Genomic DNA, 17,288 nt, shown 5'->3' with positions numbered 1-17,288 from the left:
TCGTCGGCGACACTCGGTCGACGATAAAATCAGCGGAGGCTAACCTATCATTCGGGTCGATCGAGGTGGCGCACCCGCGGTGTCAGACCCCACTCGTTCCGCCCCAGCCGGCTCGCCGGTGCCAGAGCCGCCACGTCCGGCAGCCCGTCCTCGGCCAGTACGTCGGCCCGGACCGACACGGCCACCACGTCGCCCATCACCACGAAGCAGTCCCCGACCTCGATCACCCGGTGCAGAGTGCACTCGATCGCCGCCGGCGATTCCGCGACCCGGGGTGGATGCACCCGCTCGCTGCGCTCGGGCCGCAGGCCCACGGTCGCGAACTCGTCCACGTCGTGCGCGAATCCCGCCGACGTCGCGTTCACCCGTTCCATCAGCGGCACGGTCGCGACGTTGATCACGAACTCGCCGGTCTCCTCGATGTTGCGGACGCTGTCCTTGCGCCCCACCGAGGTGAACTGCACCACCGGCGGGTCCACGGCGGCGACGGTGAAGAAGCTGTACGGCGCGACGTTGGGCACACCGTCTGCGGACACCGTCGACACCCACGCGATCGGCCGCGGCACGATCGTGGCGGTCATCAGTCGGTAGAAGCGGCCGGTGCCCAGCTCGCCGGGATCGAAGACGGTGCGCATCGGCCCATTGTCGCTGTGACCCGCGTCCCGCGCCGCCCGGGGGACCGGGGCGCGCCGCCCGGGGGACCGGGGCGCGCCGCCCGCCCCGCACTACTCTGGGTTCCGTGAACCCGTCCACCGCCCAGGCCACCGCCGTCGTCGACGAACTCGCCCGAGGGGGCGTCCGCGACGTGGTGCTGTGCCCCGGCTCCCGCAACGCACCGCTCGCCTTCGCGCTGCAGGCCGCCGACAATGCGGGCCGGTTGCGGCTGCACATGCGCATCGACGAGCGCACCGCCGGATTCCTCGCGATCGGCCTGTCGGTTGCCTCCGGCCGTCCGGTGCCCGTCGTGATGACCTCCGGCACCGCTGTCGCCAACCTCGCGCCGGCCGTGCTCGAAGCCAACTACGCCCGGGTGCCGCTCGTGGTGCTCAGCGCCAACCGGCCCTACGAGCTGCTCGGCACCGGCGCCAACCAGACCGTCGAACAGCTCGGCATGTTCGGCACCCAGGTCCGCGCCACCATCAGCCTCGGCCTGGCCGAGGGGATCGAGCAGAACAGCCAGTGGCGCTCCGCGGTCAGCCGCGTCCTCGCCGCCGCCCGCGGCACCCGCTCCGGCAACGCCGGTCCGGTCCACTTCGACATCCCGCTGCGCGAGCCGCTCGTCCCGGACGTGCACGCCCAGGGCCCGGGACCCGAGGGCCGCCCCGACGGCAGCGCCTGGACCACCACCGTGCACGCCACCCTCGACGTGCCGATGGACCTCGACATCACCGCCGACACCGTGGTGATCTCCGGGCACGGCTCCGCCTACCGGCCCGAACTGTCGGCACTGCCGACCGTGGCCGAACCCACCGCGCCGCTCCACGGTGTCCCGCTGCATCCGATGGCGCTGCCGCATCTGAAGCCGCGGCAGGCGATCATCACCGGCCGGCCGACTCTGCACCGGCCGGTCTCCAAGCTGCTCGCCGATCCGTCGGTGGCGGTGTACGCCCTCACCACCGGACCGCGCTGGCCCGACGTGTCCGGCAACGTCCTAGCCACCGGCACCCGCGCCGTCGTCACCGGCCGGCCCGATCCGGCCTGGCTGGAACGCTGCCGGAACCTGTCCGCCCACACCGACAAGGCCGTGCGCGCCCAGCTCGACGCCCATCCGAAGCCGACCGGCCTGCACGTCGCGGCGACGGTCACCGACGCGCTGCGGGAAGGGGACCAGCTGCTGCTCGGGGCCTCCAACCCGGTGCGCGACGCGGCGCTGGTGAGCTACCCGCGCGACGGGGTGCGCGTGCTCTCCAACCGGGGTGTCGCGGGCATCGACGGCACCGTCTCGACCGCCGTCGGCGCCGCCCTGGCCTACCCGCAGGGCCGCACCGTCGCCCTGATGGGTGACCTGACGTTCCTGCACGACGCGTCGGGGCTGCTGATCGGCACCGCCGAACCGCGACCGCAGAACCTGACCGTCGTCGTCGCCAACGACGACGGCGGCGGCATCTTCGAGCTGCTCGAGCAGGGCGACCCGCAGTACGCCGGCGTCTTCGAGCGGGTGTTCGGCACCCCGCACGGCATGGACCTCGCCGCGCTGTGTGCCGCGTACCGGGTACCGCACGAGCGGGTGGACCTTCCCGCACTGACCGCCGCGCTGGCCGACCGGGCCGAGCTCCCCGGCGGTATCCGGGTGCTCGAGGTGATCACCGACCGTTCCGGCCTGCGGGAACTGCACGCGGCCGTGCGCGCCCAGCTGTGACGGACGCATGAGCGGAATCGACAGGGCACGCCGGGCGGTGCTCGGCGTCGCGATCGGCATCTCGGTGCTCGCCGTGATCCTGGTCCTCGCGGCGTGGCGCAACGACCATCTGATCGCCTCCGACATGGGCACCGCCACGGCAGAGGTGCTTTCCGCCGGGTCGCTGCGCTCGGCGATCAGCTTCGTCACCCCCGACGGTGTCACCCACAATCCCGAGCTCGGTGTGCTGTATCCGACGGGACTCACGGCCGGGCAGCGGATCGCCGTCGAATACGCCCGCAGTGACCCCGACCTCGTGCGGGTCACCGGCCGCGACGCCCGGGTCGCCCTCGTGCCCGCCGCCTCGCTGATCGTGGTGACATGGCTGGTCGCGGCCCCCGTGCTCACGTATCTCCGGCGGCGCAGCGAGGCGCGCGCGTAGCGGTGCAGCCGGGAGGATTCGCCGGAACTTCGCCCGGCGGACACCTCGACCACCCCGCCCGGACCGCCGCCACGGCGATGCTGGGCCGGTGCGAGTAGCCATCGTCGCGGAATCCTTCCTCCCGAACGTCAACGGCGTCACCAACTCGGTGTTGCGCGTGCTCGAGCACCTCGACCGCCACGGCCACGAGGCCCTGGTCGTCGCTCCCGACACCGTCGCCGGTCTGCCGCCGGCGCCCGCCCATCACGACGGCATCCCGGTGCATCGGGTGCCGGCGGTGCACGTGCCGAAGGTCAGCTCCCTGCCCGTGGGGCTGCCACAGCCCGCGCTCACCGGCATCCTGCGCGGATTCGCACCCGACGTCGTGCACCTGGCGTCGCCGTTCCTGCTCGGTGCCGGCGGCCTCGGCGCGGCCCGCAGGCTCGACCTGCCCACCGTCGCGGTCTACCAGACCGACGTCGCCGGATTCGCGTCCAGCTACGGTCTCGGCCTCGCGGCCCGGGCCGCCTGGCAGTGGACACGCCGGATCCACCGGGCCTGTGACCGCACGCTCGCGCCGTCGACGGCCGCCGCCGCGGACCTCGCCGCGCACGGCATCCCCCGGGTGCACCGCTGGGCGCGGGGCGTCGACACCGCACGCTTCACCCCGGCCCGGCGCAGCGACGCGCTGCGCCGGGCCTGGTCGCCGGACGGCCGGCTCGTGGTGGGTTTCGTGGGCCGGCTCGCCCCGGAGAAGCACGTCGACCGTCTCGCGGTCCTGTCGGCCGACCCCCGCTACCGGCTCGTCGTCGTCGGGGACGGCCCCGAACGCGCCCGGCTCGAGACGGCCCTGCCCGGGGCGGTGTTCACCGGCCACCTCGGCGGTGACGCCCTGGCCGACGCCTACGCGAGCCTCGACGTGTTCGTCCATCCGGGCGAGCACGAGACGTTCTGCCAGGCCGTGCAGGAGGCGCTCGCCAGCGGCGTCCCCGCGATCGCGCCCGACGCGGGCGGCCCACGCGATCTCGTCGCGCACTGCCGCAACGGCTATCGGCTGCCGGTCGACGGCTTCACCGACCTGCTGCCGGGCGCGGTCGGCGCACTCGCCGACCCGGTGCTGCGCGCCCGGTTCGGCGCGGCCGCGCGGCGCGGTGTGCTCGGCCGCACCTGGCCCGCGGTGTGCCACGAACTGCTCGGGCACTACGAGCAGGTCTGCTCGGTCCGGCCGGGCACGCTGCGGCGCAGCGCGTAGCGGTAACGTCGGCACAGCGCGTAGCGGTAACGTCGGCACAGCGCGTAGCGGTAACGTTTCGACCGTGGCAACTACTCACGGGTCGCGGGCCTCGCTCGCGAAGGATCCGCGCGAGGTCGCGTCGATGTTCGACGGCGTCGCCCAGCGATACGACATCACCAACACCGTGCTCTCCTTCGGGCAGGACCGCAGCTGGCGACGAGCCACCCGGGCGGCGCTGGACCTGCGGCCGGGGGAGCGCGTCCTCGATCTGGCCGCCGGCACCGGGGTGTCGACGGTGGAACTCGGCCGGTCCGGTGCGTGGGTGGTGGCCACCGACTTCTCCACGGGAATGCTGCAGGCGGGCGCGTTCCGGCAGGTGCCGATGGTCGCGGGCGACGCGATGCGCCTGCCCTTCGCCGACGCGGTCTTCGACGCCGCCACCATCTCCTTCGGGCTGCGCAACGTCTCCGACTTCGAGGCCGGGCTCCGCGAGATCGCGCGGGTGACCAAACCCGGCGGCCGCCTCGTGGTGTGCGAGTTCGCCACACCCGTCTCGGCTCCGCTGCGCGTGCTCTACCTCGAGTACCTGATGCGGGCACTGCCGCGGGTCGCGCGGACCGTCAGCAGCAACCCCGACGCGTACGTCTATCTCGCCGAGTCGATCCGGGCGTGGCCCGCGCAACCCGAGCTCGCCGAGCGGATCCGGGCCGCGGGCTGGCGGTCGGTGCAGTGGCGCAACCTCACCGGCGGGATCGTGGCCCTGCACCGGGCGGTGCGCTGACCGGACGCGGCTCAGGCGAAGAGCGGTCGGCGGTCCCAGCGCAGCGACGCGCCGCCCCCGGCCCGCCACGCCCGTGCGACGACATCCTCGTCGCGCTCGGTGACGAGGTTGCCCATCACCCGGACGGCCACCGTCATCAGCGACGTCGAACTCATCCCCACAGGCCCGGTGGCCGGCAGAAACCGCGGCAACGTCAGCAGCCCGGCCAGTCGCCGGGCTGCGGAGAACGCCCGCCCGTAGCGCTCGCGCAGCAGGGCCGGCCACAGCTGCGTGAGATCGTCCGCATCCAGGACGCCGGCGACGAGCCGCCCACCCTCGAGGCCGTAGTCGATGCCCTCGCCGTTGAGCGGATTCACACACGCCGCGGCGTCGCCGACCAGGGCCCAGTTCGGGCCCGCCACACCGGACACCGCACCGCCCATCGGCAGCAGCGCCGACGCCACCCGGGTCGTCTCGCCGAGTCCCCACTCGCCGCGCCGCCGCGACGCATACAGCTCGATCAGCGGGCGCAGCGACCCGACGGCCGGCCGCTTGGAGGTGGCGAGCGTGCCCACGCCGATGTTGACCTCCCCGGTGCCGAGGGGGAACACCCAGCCGTAGCCCGGGTGCAGCGTGCCGGCGTCGTCGCGCAGCTCCAGGTGCGACGTGATCCACGGGTCGTCGCTGCGGGGGGAGGTGGCGTAGGCGCGGGCCGCGACCCCGTACGCGGTGTCGCGATGCCACTGCCGGCCGAGCAGCCTGCCCAGCGGAGAACGGACCCCGTCCGCCACGACGAGTCGTTCGCACCCGACGGTGCGCGGACCGCGCGCGGTCGCGAAGGTCACCGCGGTCACCCGCGTTCCCTCGCGCTCGACGGCGACGGCCTTTGTTCCCTCGGCGGCCGCGGCGCCCGACTCGAGGGCGACGCGGCGGATCCGGTCGTCGAGTTCGGTGCGTGGCACGGCGCTGCCCTGGGCCGGGAAGGAACCCGACGGCCACGGAAGTTCGAGGCTGCGACCGAAGCCTTCGAGCCGCAGGCCCCGGTTGACGGTGCGCGTGCGCACCCAGTCGCCGAGGCCGAGGCGGTCGAGTTCGGCCACCGCCCGCGGGGTCAGGCCGTCGCCGCACGTCTTGTCCCGGGGGAAGGTCGCGGCATCGACGAGCAGTACGTCGCGGCCGGCGCGGGCCGCCCAGGCGGCGGCCGCCGACCCGGCAGGACCTGCGCCGACGACGAGCACGTCGGTACGGTCGGGGAGCTCCGGAAGGTCGGGCCGCGGTTCGGACCCAGCGTGTTCTGCCACCACGGCTCCATCCTTCCAGGTACGGCTTCGGTGCCTCGGGGAGGTAGCCGACCGGCGGAGCGGCTAGGTTCACTACCGTGGAGCCGATTCGACAGCGGACAGCGGTAGCCGGGTCGACAGAACAGGATGGGTACCTCATCGTGAGCACTGAAGGGGCGGCGCAGTCCGCCGGTCCGTCCGGCGCGACGTCGGACACGGTGGTGGCCGGGGTGGACCTCGGCGATCCGGTCCTGGCGGGCGCCGTCCGGGACGGTCTCGCCCGGGTCGAGGAAGTGCTGATCTCCGAGCTCTCCGACGGCGAGGACTTCCTGACCGAGGTCGCACTGCATCTCGCCAAGGCCGGCGGCAAGCGGTTCCGTCCGCTGTTCACCCTCCTGACCGCCCAGCTCGGTCCGAAGCCGAACGATCCGGCGGTCGTGACGGCGGCGACCGCGGTCGAACTCGTGCACCTGGCCACGCTGTACCACGACGACGTGATGGACGAGGCCACCATGCGCCGGGGCGCACCCAGCGCGAACGCGCGGTGGAGCAACAGCGTGGCCATCCTCGCCGGGGACTTCCTGTTCGCGCACGCGTCGCGGCTGGTGTCGACGCTCGGTCCCGCTGCGGTACGGACCATCGCCGAGACGTTCGCCGAACTCGTGACCGGGCAGATGCGCGAGACCATCGGCAGCGGGAAGGATCGGGACCCGGTCGAGCACTACCTGAAGGTCGTGTGGGAGAAGACCGGCTCGCTGATCGCGACGAGCGGACGCTTCGGCGGGACGTTCTCGGGCGCCGACCAGGACCAGATCGCGCATCTGGAACGGCTCGGCGACGCCGTCGGTACCGCATTCCAGATCGCCGACGACATCATCGACATCTCGTCGGCGTCGACGGAGTCCGGCAAGACGCCGGGAACGGACCTGCGCGAGGGTGTCCACACCCTGCCGGTGCTGTATGCCTTCCGTGAGACGGGGCCCGAAGCCGATCGGCTGCGCGAACTGCTCGCCGGACCGGTCGAGGACGAAGCCGCCGTCACCGAGGCGCTGGAGCTGCTGGCGCGGTCGCCGGGAATGGCTGCGGCGAAGCGGACGCTGGGCGAGTACGCGGACAAGGCCCGCGCGGAGCTGGCGTCGCTGCCGCAGGGTCCGGCGAACGAGGCCCTTCGCCGGCTCGTCGACTACACGATCGCGCGCGTGGGGTAGGGGCCCGCACGTCGGGACGCCGTTTCGGCCGGTGACGGCGGGGAACCCGCGCCCCACCCCGCTTCGTTGAACGCTCGGGCCAGATCGACGGGAAGAGGCGTGACGTGCACGGGAATGCGAACCGGCTGAAGACGGCGGGGCTCCTCATCGGGATGTCCGCCCTCATCGTGTTCATCGGCGCCCTGTTCCGCAACCCGACGATCCTGATCGGGTCGATCGTCCTGGCCGTCGGGATGAACGCCTACGCCTACTTCAACAGCGACAAGCTGGCGTTGCGGGCCATGCATGCCCAGCCGATCACCGAGGTACAGGCGCCGGTGATCTACCGGATCGTGCGCGAGCTGGCGACCACGGCGCATCAGCCGATGCCCCGGCTGTACATCAGCCCGACCAGCGCACCCAACGCGTTCGCGACCGGCCGCAATCCCCGCCATGCGGCGGTGTGCTGCACGTCCGGGATCCTGCAGATCCTGAACGAGCGGGAGTTGCGCGCGGTGCTCGGGCACGAGCTGTCGCACGTCTACAACCGGGACATCCTGATCTCCTCGGTGGCCGGTGCGATGGCGGCGGTGATCTCGGGGCTGGCGAATCTCGCGTTCTTCGCGAACATGTTCGGCAACCGCGACCAGGGCACGAATCCGCTGGCCCTGCTGCTGGTGTCGCTGCTCGGTCCGATCGCGGCGACCGTCGTCCGGCTCGCGGTGTCGCGTTCCCGCGAGTACCAGGCGGATCAGTCCGGCGCCGAACTCACCGGAGATCCGCTGGCGCTGGCCTCGGCGCTGCGCAAACTCGAGCAGGGCACCCGGGCGGCGCCCCTGCCCCCCGAGCCTCGGATCGCCGCGCAGTCGCACATGATGATCGCGAACCCGTTCCGTCCGGGGGAGCGGGTGAGCCGATTGTTCTCGACCCACCCGCCCATGGCGGAGCGCATCGACCGGCTCGAGCGCATGGCCCGCGGGGGCTGACGCCCGCACTGCCTACCGGACGCACCGCCTACCGCCCGCACCGGCTACCGGACGCACTGGTAGTCGATGCACTGCCTACCGGTAGTTGACGAACTGCAGCGCGATGTCGAGGTCGGCGTTCTTGAGCAGTGCGATCACGGCCTGCAGGTCGTCGCGCTTCTTGCTGGTCACGCGCAGCTCCTCGCCCTGGATCTGCGCCTTGACACCCTTGGGTCCCTCGTCGCGGATCAGCTTGGAGATCTTCTTGGCGTTCTCGGTGCTGATGCCCTGCACCAGGGACCCGCTGATTTTGTAGACCTTGCCGGACTGGGTGGGCTCGCCGGCGTCGAAGGACTTCAGGGACAGATTGCGCCGGATCAGCTTCTCCTTGAACACCTCGAGGGCGGCCTTGACGCGTTCCTCCGTGTCGGCGGTCAGGGTGATGGACTCTTCGCCGCTCCACTCGATGCCCGCCCCGGTGTTGCGGAAGTCGAAACGGGTGCCGAGTTCCTTGGCGGCCTGGTTCAGCGCGTTGTCCACCTCCTGGCGGTCGACCTTGCTCACCACATCGAACGACGAATCAGCCACGTGCACTCCACTTCGGATCGGTTCTGTACGGGTTGCCGCCCCGACGCTATCGGGTGGCGCAGTGCCGCTGTCCACCCGGTTTGCACAACAGGGGGGTGTGCGTTGTATTGTTTCAAACGCGCCAGGGACACGGTCCCGATCGCGCCCGGCAGGTTGCCCGAGCGGCCAATGGGAGCGGACTGTAAATCCGTCGGCTTACGCCTACGTAGGTTCGAATCCTACACCTGCCACCGGAACGGCCCCGATCCGAACGGATCGGGGCCGTTCTGCGTTCGCAGACGTTCCGGTACCGACCAGTCGCCGGGTTTCGGCGGGCGCAGACTTCAGAGCGCCTCCGGGTGTTCGGCCGAGGGGTGAAAAAGTCGATTTACGGCCCCTGAACTGGCGATTTTGTTCCTGCAGAGGAGTGTGTGTAATCTTTTGGAGGCCGCAGCGAGCAGAGATGCTCACGGTGGTCGCGCCCCCTTAGCTCAGTCGGCAGAGCGTTTCCATGGTAAGGAAAAGGTCGACGGTTCGATTCCGTCAGGGGGCTCGCTGGATTGTGGTGCCGCCGTTGTTCGCGACACTCGACACCGAGGCGGTGTAGCTCAGTTGGTAGAGCAAACGACTCATAATCGTTGCGTCGCCGGTTCAAGTCCGGTCACCGCTACCACAGTTGAATGAACCACCCTGATCGTCGTTGATCAGATTGACGCGAAAGAAGGCATCCCGTGGCCTCCTCCACCGACGTGCGGCCGAAGATCACCCTGGCCTGCGAGGTGTGCAAGCACCGCAACTACATCACGAAGAAGAACCGTCGCAACGACCCCGACCGGTTGGAGCTGAAGAAGTTCTGCCCCAACTGCGGCACTCATCGCGCACACCGCGAGTCGAAGTAGTCGTACAGGGTCGACGTCGACGCGTGAGCTCCCCGCACAATCGCCCACGCCGGCCGGCGTCCGGGCGAAGTTGCGGGAGTTCTGCGTATGACGGGCACATTCGTGAGTGAAGAATCGGTCGTGGACGGCACCGAACAGGCCGGGATCCAGTTCGATGTAGCGGCACATGCGGCCTCGATGGTCGGTCACCACTATCGCGTCGAGGACTTCTACGAGGTCGGGCGGGAAAAGGTCCGCGAGTATGCGCGCGCCGTGCTGGACAACAATCCGGCACATCACGACGAGGAAGCGGCGAAGGGCCTCGGCTACGACGGCCTCGTCGCGCCCCTCACCTTCATCTCCATCGTCGGCATGATCGCCCAGCGCAAGCTGTTCGACGAGGTCGTCACCGGATACGACCTCAGCCAGATCATGCAGACGGACCAGCGGCTGGTGTTCCACCGGCCCATCCAGGTGGGCGATCGGTTGTTCTGCGACGTGTACCTCGACGATTTCCGTCAGGCTGCCGGCAGCGACATCATCACCACCAAGAACATCATCACCGATCAGCACGACAACCTCGTGATGACCTCGTGGACCACCCTGGTGGGCCGCACCGGTGGCGAGGTGGACGAGAACATCGCCCACGCAGTCAAGGATGTGATGATGCATGTCGCGCCGTAGGTTCGAGGACGTCGCCGTCGGTGAGGAGCTGCCCGTGCGGGTGGTGACGCTCACCCGTGGCAACCTCGTGAACTACGCGGGTGTGTCGGGTGATCCCAATCCGATCCACTGGAGCGACGAGGTCGCCAAGCTCGCCGGCTTGCGCGACGTGGTCGGCCACGGCATGCTCTCCATGGGCATCGCGGCCGGCTTCGTCACCGACTGGCTCGGTGACCCAGGGGCGGTGACCGAGTACAACGTTCGGTTCACCAGTCCGGTCTACGTCGAGGCCCACCGGGCCGCCGAGGTGGAGTTCTCCGGCAAGGTCAAGTCGGTGGACGCGGACAGCAAGACAGCAGTGGTCGCGATCGTGGCGAAGTCCGAGGGACGTAAGATCTTCGGGCGGGCCACGGCAACGGTCCGTCTGGCCTGACCGGCCGGCGGATTGGGTTTGTCCCGGGGCTATGAAGTACACTAAGACTTCTGGGATCGCATAGCGCAGCGCGCTGCTCTCGAAGGCCGTAACGGCTCACGGGGTGGCGCGCATGTCATGTGGTCGCAGATGGGTCGATCGAGACGCCGGTTTTCCGGCGGAGGCATCGACCAGAGGGGCGTAGCTCAATTGGCAGAGCAGCGGTCTCCAAAACCGCAGGTTGCAGGTTCAAGTCCTGTCGCCCCTGCCCCCGGACGGCCAGCGACCGAGAGGAACGATGTGAGCGAGGAGCGCGGTAAGCGCGACGGCGGTACCGCAGGGACTTCCAGCCCTGAGGACGCCGGATCGGCGACCGACGCGACCCCCGGCGCTTCCTCCGCATCCGCTGCCCCCACCGGCAAGAAGTCCCCGCGGCGTTCCGCTGCTCCGGCGTCGACCGCGGTGGCGGCAGGTCGCCGGCCCGAATCGAAGCCGGCCAAGTCCGCCGCTCGCTCCGGTGCCCAGGGCACCGAGAACATCTTCAAGCGCCTGCGGCGCTTCTTCCGTGAGGTCCTCGCCGAGCTGCGCAAGGTGATCTGGCCGAATCGCAAGCAGCTGGTCACGTACACGACGGTCGTCGTGGTCTTCGTGGCGGTCATGACCGCGTTCATCTTTGGATTGGATCTGGCGTTCGTGAAGGGCGTCAGCTGGTTGTTCGGCTAGCGCGTCAGCGTGCCGGCAAATGTGATCGACGAGAGGAAAGTGCCCGGTGAGCACCCCCGAGAACGACTCCTACGAGCCCTCGGCCGAAGAGCGCGTTTCGGACGAGGTCTTTGTCGACGACTCCGTGACCGTGGACGCGGCCGACGAGTCGGCAGGGGAACCGGCCGACGAGACGGCCGGGGAACCGGCCGACGAGACGGCAGAGACGGGCATCGAAACCGACGAGACGGCCGGTGACGAGCCCGAGGCGCCCGCGGAGGCCCCGGCCGAGGAGGTCGATCCCGCGGAGGCCCTCGAGAAGCAGCTTCGGCTCGAGCCCGGCGACTGGTACGTCGTGCACTCCTACGCCGGTTACGAGAACAAGGTCAAGGCCAACCTCGAGACCCGCGTGCAGAACCTTGACCTCGGGGAGTACATCTTCCAGGTCGAGGTGCCCACCGAAGAGGTCACCGAGATCAAGAACGGCCAGCGCAAGCAGGTCAACCGCAAGGTCCTGCCGGGCTACATCCTGGTGCGGATGGAACTGAACGACGAATCGTGGGGCGCGGTGCGCAACACCCCCGGCGTCACCGGATTCGTGGGTGCCACCTCGCGCCCGTCGCCGCTGACGATCAAGGAGGTCGTGAAGTTCCTCCTGCCGCAGCAGGCGAAGAAGAAGCCCGCCGCCGCGACCAGTGCCGCCGAAGGCGCTGCGACCGCTGCCAAGCCCACCATCGAGGTGGACTTCGAGGTCGGCGAGTCCGTCACCGTCATGGACGGGCCGTTCGCGACGCTGCCGGCGTCGATCAGCGAGGTCAACGCCGAGCAGCAGAAGCTCAAGGTCCTGGTGTCGATCTTCGGTCGTGAGACCCCGGTGGAGCTGTCCTTCAACCAGGTGTCGAAGATCTGACGGTCCGACCCACTCAAACTTGCGATAGCAGTACGCAAGAACCACACCGAGCAAGAAACTAGGAATAGAGATGCCCCCGAAGAAGAAGAAGATTGCCGGGCTCATCAAGCTCCAGATCCAGGCAGGTCAGGCCAACCCGGCTCCGCCGGTCGGCCCCGCGCTGGGTCAGCACGGCGTCAACATCATGGAGTTCTGCAAGGCGTACAACGCGGCGACCGAGTCGCAGCGCGGCAACGTCGTGCCGGTCGAGATCACGGTCTACGAGGACCGCTCGTTCGACTTCAAGCTCAAGACCCCGCCGGCAGCCAAGCTGCTGCTGAAGGCCGCGGGTGTGCAGAAGGGCTCCGGCGAGCCGCACAAGACCAAGGTCGCGAAGGTCACCATGGACCAGGTGCGCGAGATCGCCAAGACCAAGCAGGAAGACCTGAACGCCAACGACGTCGAGGCCGCCGCGAAGATCATCGCCGGCACCGCGCGTTCGATGGGCATCACGGTCGAGGGCTGAGCGCAGCGCCGCTCGGGACCCGCAGGGCCCAGTGCCCGGCAGCAGTAATCCGTGGGAGGGCCGGCCAGGCTCGACAACCACGACCGAACCGTTCACCTTCCGGTGACAAGTTAGGACAGAACAATGGCAAAGCGCAGCAAGGCGTACCTCGCCGCCGCTGAGAAGATCGACGCCTCGACGCTCTACAGCCCCCTCGCGGCCGCTCGGCTCGCGAAGGACACCTCGTCGAAGAACTACGACGCCACCGTCGAGGTCGCCATGCGCCTCGGTGTGGACCCCCGCAAGGCGGACCAGATGGTCCGCGGCACGGTCAACCTGCCGCACGGCACCGGTAAGACCGCCCGCGTCATCGTGTTCGCGGTGGGCGAGAAGGCCGCCGAGGCCGAGGCCGCCGGTGCGGACGCCGTCGGCGCCGAGGACCTGATCGAGCGGATCCAGGGCGGCTGGCTGGACTTCGACGCCGCGATCGCGACCCCGGACCAGATGGCCAAGGTCGGCCGCATCGCGCGTGTCCTCGGTCCGCGCGGTCTGATGCCGAACCCGAAGACGGGCACGGTCACCCCGGACGTCACGAAGGCCGTCGCCGACATCAAGGGCGGCAAGATCAACTTCCGCGTCGACAAGAACTCGAACCTGCACTTCGTGATCGGCAAGGCGTCGTTCGACGACGCGAAGCTGGTGGAGAACTACGCTGCCGCGCTGGACGAGGTCCTGCGTGCGAAGCCGTCCACCGCGAAGGGGCGTTACGTCAAGAAGGTCACCATCGCGACCACCACCGGCCCGGGCATCCCGGTGGATCCGTCGCGCACCCGGAACCTCCTCGAGGACGCCGAGTAAGGAGACCGGTACCCGGTCTTCGCAGGCAACGCACGAACGGCCGGCACGGAACTGCTCCGTGCCGGCCGTTTTGCGTCGGCGCGTCCCGTCGGGTACGCTGGCTCGCGGAGTTCGGCGCGTGCCGATCTTCACCCCGATCATGTTCTACCCAAGACCGTTGGTCACCGGGTCCGCGTGCGGATTCGGTTGAAGGTCCGGGATTGCCCGGCGGCCCACGCAGGAGGACGAGGTAGGGGAGATACGACATCGTTCGCGATGCCGTCCTTCTCTCTGTACGCCCCGTGTGCCCTGCACCGGGGCGTTTTGCATTTTACGGATTTCGAGTGGAACTTCCCGAGCGGGAAAACGACTGTTACTGAGAGGAGGCGAAGTATGGCAAAGCCTGAGAAGGTTTCCGCGGTTGCGGAGATCACCGAGCAGTTCAAGGACTCGACTGCCGCCGTGATCACGGAGTTCCGTGGTCTGTCGGTGACCAGTCTGACGCAGCTGCGACGCGCTCTCGGAGAGGGTGCCACCTACTCCGTCGCCAAGAACACCCTGGTCAAGCGTGCCGCCGCAGAGGCGGGCGTCGAGGGCCTTGACGACCTGTTCGTCGGACCGACCGCCATTGCGTTCATCGAGGGCGAGCCGGTCGACGCTGCGAAGGCCCTGAAGACCTTCGCGAAGGACAACAAGGCGCTCGTCATCAAGGGCGGCTACATGGACGGCGCTGCGCTGTCCGTGGAACAGGTCAACCAGATCGCGGACCTCGAGTCCCGCGAGGTGCTGTTGGCCAAGCTCGCCGGCGCGATGAAGGGCAACTTGGCAAAGGCCGCCGGCCTGTTCAACGCTCCTGCCTCGCAGGTGGCCCGTCTCGCGGCCGCTCTGCAGGAGAAGAAGGCGGACCAGGAGTCTGCCGCAAGCTGATCCGCACCCTCGCGAATCACTGACCCACCCACCCCGCGCGCCCCGGCGCGTATCCCATCCGGTCGCGGATCAGCGACATGGGATCCACAAGGAAGGACCGCCACCATGGCGAAGCTCACCACCGAAGAGCTGCTCGACGCGTTCAAGGAACTGACCCTCCTCGAGCTCTCGGAGTTCGTGAAGGCCTTCGAGGAGACCTTCGAGGTCACCGCTGCCGCTCCGGTCGCCGTCGCCGCTGCCGGCGCCCCGGCCGCTGCCGCCGAGGCCGAGTCCGAGCAGGACGAGTTCGACGTCATCCTCGAGGGTGCCGGCGACAAGAAGATCCAGGTCATCAAGGTCGTCCGCGAGATCGTTTCGGGCCTCGGCCTGAAGGAGGCCAAGGACCTCGTCGAGGGCGCTCCGAAGCCGATCCTGGAGAAGGTCGCCAAGGACGCTGCCGACGCCGCCAAGGCGAAGCTCGAAGAGGCCGGCGCCAAGGTCACCGTCAAGTAAGACGAACGAGGCTGCCCGACCGCATCCCGGTCGAGCGATCCGGCAAGGCCGCTGCCCACGGATTCACGTCCGTGGGCAGCGGCCTTTTCGCGCATTCGTGACCGGTTCGGCGGGCACGCGGAATGCATCCGCGATAGGTTGACGTCAATGCCGCACGGGGACGGCAAAGACGCAGGTCATCACCCTGATCGACGGGTGTTATGCCCGAGTTGACCTGTGTTCTTACTCGCTAGTAGGATCCCGTGTCACAGGTAACACTTCGATGCGCTACAGTGACGCAATCCACAGTGGGGAACAGCATCGAGCCGTGCGGAGGTAATGGTGGGAGTCGAAGTAGCTGTCGAGGGCTTGACGAAGTCCTTCGGGTCTCAGCGGATCTGGCAGGACGTGACGTTGACCCTCCCGGCGGGCGAGGTGAGTGCCCTGCTGGGCCCGTCCGGCACGGGCAAGTCGGTGTTCCTCAAGTCGCTGATCGGTCTGCTGCGGCCGGAGCAGGGCTCGATCGTCATCGACGGCACCGACATCCTGCAGTGCTCGAGCAAGGAGCTCTACGAGATCCGCAAGCTGTTCGGGGTGCTGTTCCAGGACGGCGCGCTGTTCGGGTCGATGAACCTCTACGACAACGTGGCGTTCCCGCTGCGCGAGCACACCAAGAAGTCCGAGTCCGACATCCGCAAGATCGTGATGGACAAGCTCGAGCTCGTCGGTCTGCTCGGCGCCGAGGACAAGCTGCCCGGCGAGATCTCCGGCGGCATGCGCAAGCGCGCCGGGCTGGCGCGGGCACTGGTGCTCGACCCGCAGATCATCCTGGTCGACGAGCCGGACTCGGGACTCGACCCCGTACGGACCACCTACATCTCCCAGACACTGATCGACATCAACGCCGAGATCGACGCGACGATCCTGATCGTCTCGCACAACATCAACCTGGCGCGCACGGTGCCGGACAACATCGGCATGCTGTTCCGGCGCGAACTGGTGATGTTCGGTCCGCGTGAGGTGCTGCTCACCAGCGACGAGCCGGTGGTCAAGCAGTTCCTCAACGGCACCATGATCGGGCCGATCGGGATGTCGGAGGAGAAGGACGAGGCCACGATGGCGCAGGAACAGGCGCTCGTCGAGGCCGGGCATCACGCCGGTGGCGTGGACGACATCGAGGGCATCGTCCCGCAGATGAAAGCCACCCCGGGGATGCCCGAGCGGCAGGCGGTGCGCCGCCGGCAGGACCGGGTGCGGCACATCCTCCACACCCTGCCCGAGCCCGCCCAGCACGCCATCCTCGAATCCTTCGAGGAGAGCAACGGATCGCACGCGGCACCGGCGTATCAGGACCATTCCTACCGCGACGACGACACGCAGGTCATTCCGGCGTACCCCGGTGACGGGTACGACGAGTCCGCCCGCCACCACACCAGCTAGGAGAACACATGGGGGTCGGTTCGGGCACCAGCTCGTTCGTGCGTCCGATACACGGTGCACTCACCCAGGCCGGAAACATCGTCGAGTTGTTCGTCGACGTCGTGCGCAACCTGTTCCGCCGGCCGTTCCAGTTCCGCGAGTTCATCGAGCAGGCGTGGTTCATCGCGAGCGTGACGATCCTGCCCACCGCCCTCGTGGCGATTCCGTTCGGTGCCGTCGTCTCGCTGCAGACCGGGTCGCTGATCAAGCAGCTCGGCGCGGAGTCGTTCACCGGCGCCGCCAGCGTACTGGCGGTGATCCAGCAGGGCAGTCCCATCGTGACCGCGCTGCTGATCGCCGGCGCGGCCGGTTCCGCGGTCACCGCCGACCTCGGGTCACGCACGATCCGCGAGGAGATCGACGCGATGGAGGTGCTCGGTATCAACCCGGTGCAACGCCTCGTGGTCCCGCGCGTGCTCGCGATGGTGCTCGTCGCGCTGCTGCTCAACGGGCTGGTGTCCGTGGTCGGCATCGCCGGCGGCTACTTCTTCAACGTCATCCTGCAGGGCGGAACTCCGGGCGCCTACCTGGCATCCTTCTCGGCCCTGGCCCAGCTACCCGACCTCTACGTGGCCGAGATCAAGGCAGCGATCTTCGGTGTCATCGCCGGCGTCGTCGCGGCCTACAAGGGCCTGCACCCCGGCGCCGGACCGAAGGGTGTCGGTGAGGCCGTCAACCAGACCGTCGTCATCACCTTCCTCCTGTTGTTCTTCGCGAACCTGATCCTGACGATGGTGTACCTGCAGATCGTTCCGGCGAAGGGATCCTGACTC

The 17,288-nt window shown here is 69.0% G+C and carries 20 protein-coding genes and 4 tRNA genes; 21 read left to right on the top strand and 3 right to left on the bottom strand.

The genetic code is table 11. From position 1 onward, the window contains the following. Positions 1-47: 47 nt before the first annotated feature. Positions 48-635: a flavin reductase family protein gene (locus tag QNA09_RS16665; protein WP_010592034.1), complete on the bottom strand. Its 588-nt coding sequence runs from the start codon at positions 633-635 to the stop codon at positions 48-50. 104 nt (positions 636-739) lie between these two features. On the opposite strand from QNA09_RS16665, the gene menD reads away from it, so the two are divergent. The 4 genes from menD to QNA09_RS16645 all read left to right on the top strand — a co-directional run bounded on the left by menD (position 740) and on the right by QNA09_RS16645 (position 4,774). Then, positions 740-2,359 (top strand): 2-succinyl-5-enolpyruvyl-6-hydroxy-3-cyclohexene-1-carboxylic-acid synthase, encoded by a 1,620-nt coding sequence (menD, locus tag QNA09_RS16660; protein WP_010592033.1) that lies wholly within the window; start codon positions 740-742, stop codon positions 2,357-2,359. A gap of 7 nt (positions 2,360-2,366) precedes the next feature. Then, a complete protein-coding gene (locus QNA09_RS16655) occupies positions 2,367-2,780 on the top strand; it encodes a DUF3592 domain-containing protein (RefSeq protein ID WP_010592032.1) in 414 nt (137 codons plus the stop codon). A gap of 88 nt (positions 2,781-2,868) precedes the next feature. Beyond that, the gene (locus QNA09_RS16650) at positions 2,869-4,011 is read left to right on the top strand and encodes a glycosyltransferase family 1 protein (RefSeq protein WP_017680024.1); all 1,143 of its coding nucleotides are present in this window, start codon (positions 2,869-2,871) and stop codon (positions 4,009-4,011) included. 64 nt (positions 4,012-4,075) lie between these two features. Continuing rightward, positions 4,076-4,774 carry a demethylmenaquinone methyltransferase gene (locus QNA09_RS16645; protein WP_026137594.1) on the top strand — a complete coding sequence of 233 codons (699 nt, stop codon included), beginning with the start codon at positions 4,076-4,078 and terminating at the stop codon, positions 4,772-4,774. Positions 4,775-4,785: 11 nt separating this feature from the next. On the opposite strand, the gene QNA09_RS16640 is transcribed toward QNA09_RS16645, so the two are convergent. Beyond that, positions 4,786-6,057, bottom strand: coding sequence for a geranylgeranyl reductase family protein (locus tag QNA09_RS16640; protein ID WP_010592028.1), 1,272 nt, complete (start codon positions 6,055-6,057; stop codon positions 4,786-4,788). Between the two features lie 137 nt (positions 6,058-6,194). On the opposite strand from QNA09_RS16640, the gene QNA09_RS16635 reads away from it, so the two are divergent. Next, positions 6,195-7,241, top strand: a complete 1,047-nt coding sequence (locus QNA09_RS16635; protein ID WP_003937610.1) for a polyprenyl synthetase family protein — start codon at positions 6,195-6,197, stop codon at positions 7,239-7,241. A gap of 104 nt (positions 7,242-7,345) precedes the next feature. After that, positions 7,346-8,206 (top strand): zinc metalloprotease HtpX, encoded by an 861-nt coding sequence (gene htpX / locus QNA09_RS16630; RefSeq protein WP_010592026.1) that lies wholly within the window; start codon positions 7,346-7,348, stop codon positions 8,204-8,206. A gap of 75 nt (positions 8,207-8,281) precedes the next feature. Here the strand turns inward: htpX and QNA09_RS16625 are convergent, their stop codons facing one another. Beyond that, complete coding sequence (locus QNA09_RS16625; RefSeq protein ID WP_010592025.1) at positions 8,282-8,773, bottom strand: YajQ family cyclic di-GMP-binding protein; 492 nt, start codon at positions 8,771-8,773, stop codon at positions 8,282-8,284. A 147-nt stretch (positions 8,774-8,920) separates the two neighbouring features. Between QNA09_RS16625 and QNA09_RS16620 the strand changes: the two genes are divergently transcribed. From QNA09_RS16620 to QNA09_RS16550, 15 genes are all read left to right on the top strand, one after another. Continuing rightward, a tRNA-Tyr gene (locus tag QNA09_RS16620) sits at positions 8,921-9,003 on the top strand. Positions 9,004-9,232: 229 nt separating this feature from the next. Further along, a tRNA-Thr gene (locus QNA09_RS16615) sits at positions 9,233-9,305 on the top strand. A gap of 44 nt (positions 9,306-9,349) precedes the next feature. Then, positions 9,350-9,425, top strand: a tRNA-Met gene (locus QNA09_RS16610). A 58-nt stretch (positions 9,426-9,483) separates the two neighbouring features. After that, the gene (gene rpmG / locus QNA09_RS16605; protein WP_003937613.1) at positions 9,484-9,651 is read left to right on the top strand and encodes a 50S ribosomal protein L33; all 168 of its coding nucleotides are present in this window, start codon (positions 9,484-9,486) and stop codon (positions 9,649-9,651) included. 87 nt (positions 9,652-9,738) lie between these two features. Further along, a complete protein-coding gene (hadA, locus tag QNA09_RS16600; RefSeq protein ID WP_010592024.1) occupies positions 9,739-10,314 on the top strand; it encodes a (3R)-hydroxyacyl-ACP dehydratase subunit HadA in 576 nt (191 codons plus the stop codon). Continuing rightward, positions 10,301-10,726, top strand: a complete 426-nt coding sequence (gene hadB / locus QNA09_RS16595) for a (3R)-hydroxyacyl-ACP dehydratase subunit HadB (protein ID WP_010592023.1) — start codon at positions 10,301-10,303, stop codon at positions 10,724-10,726. The genes hadA and hadB overlap by 14 nt, the downstream gene beginning before the upstream one ends. 174 nt (positions 10,727-10,900) lie before the next feature. Then, a tRNA-Trp gene (locus QNA09_RS16590) sits at positions 10,901-10,973 on the top strand. A gap of 32 nt (positions 10,974-11,005) precedes the next feature. Continuing rightward, positions 11,006-11,428, top strand: a complete 423-nt coding sequence (gene secE / locus QNA09_RS16585; RefSeq protein ID WP_010592022.1) for a preprotein translocase subunit SecE — start codon at positions 11,006-11,008, stop codon at positions 11,426-11,428. Between the two features lie 46 nt (positions 11,429-11,474). After that, complete coding sequence (gene nusG, locus QNA09_RS16580) at positions 11,475-12,317, top strand: transcription termination/antitermination protein NusG (RefSeq protein ID WP_102031344.1); 843 nt, start codon at positions 11,475-11,477, stop codon at positions 12,315-12,317. 70 nt (positions 12,318-12,387) lie between these two features. Next, positions 12,388-12,822, top strand: coding sequence for a 50S ribosomal protein L11 (rplK, locus tag QNA09_RS16575; RefSeq protein WP_003937618.1), 435 nt, complete (start codon positions 12,388-12,390; stop codon positions 12,820-12,822). A 123-nt stretch (positions 12,823-12,945) separates the two neighbouring features. Then, entirely contained in the window at positions 12,946-13,659 is a 714-nt protein-coding gene (gene rplA / locus QNA09_RS16570; RefSeq protein WP_010592020.1) for a 50S ribosomal protein L1, read from the top strand. Between the two features lie 372 nt (positions 13,660-14,031). Next, entirely contained in the window at positions 14,032-14,565 is a 534-nt protein-coding gene (gene rplJ / locus QNA09_RS16565; protein WP_308071982.1) for a 50S ribosomal protein L10, read from the top strand. Between the two features lie 105 nt (positions 14,566-14,670). Continuing rightward, positions 14,671-15,057 (top strand): 50S ribosomal protein L7/L12, encoded by a 387-nt coding sequence (gene rplL / locus QNA09_RS16560; protein WP_003937621.1) that lies wholly within the window; start codon positions 14,671-14,673, stop codon positions 15,055-15,057. Positions 15,058-15,375: 318 nt separating this feature from the next. Next, positions 15,376-16,476, top strand: a complete 1,101-nt coding sequence (locus tag QNA09_RS16555) for an ABC transporter ATP-binding protein (RefSeq protein ID WP_026137592.1) — start codon at positions 15,376-15,378, stop codon at positions 16,474-16,476. A gap of 8 nt (positions 16,477-16,484) precedes the next feature. After that, on the top strand, positions 16,485-17,285 hold the full coding sequence (locus tag QNA09_RS16550) for an ABC transporter permease (RefSeq protein WP_010592018.1): 801 nt from the start codon (positions 16,485-16,487) through the stop codon (positions 17,283-17,285). Positions 17,286-17,288: the final 3 nt, after the last annotated feature.

It is taken from the genome of Rhodococcus sp. AH-ZY2 (assembly GCF_030916465.1).
GTDB classification, from domain to species: domain Bacteria; phylum Actinomycetota; class Actinomycetes; order Mycobacteriales; family Mycobacteriaceae; genus Rhodococcus; species Rhodococcus ruber.
This window is presented reverse-complemented; position numbering and strand designations above follow the sequence as displayed.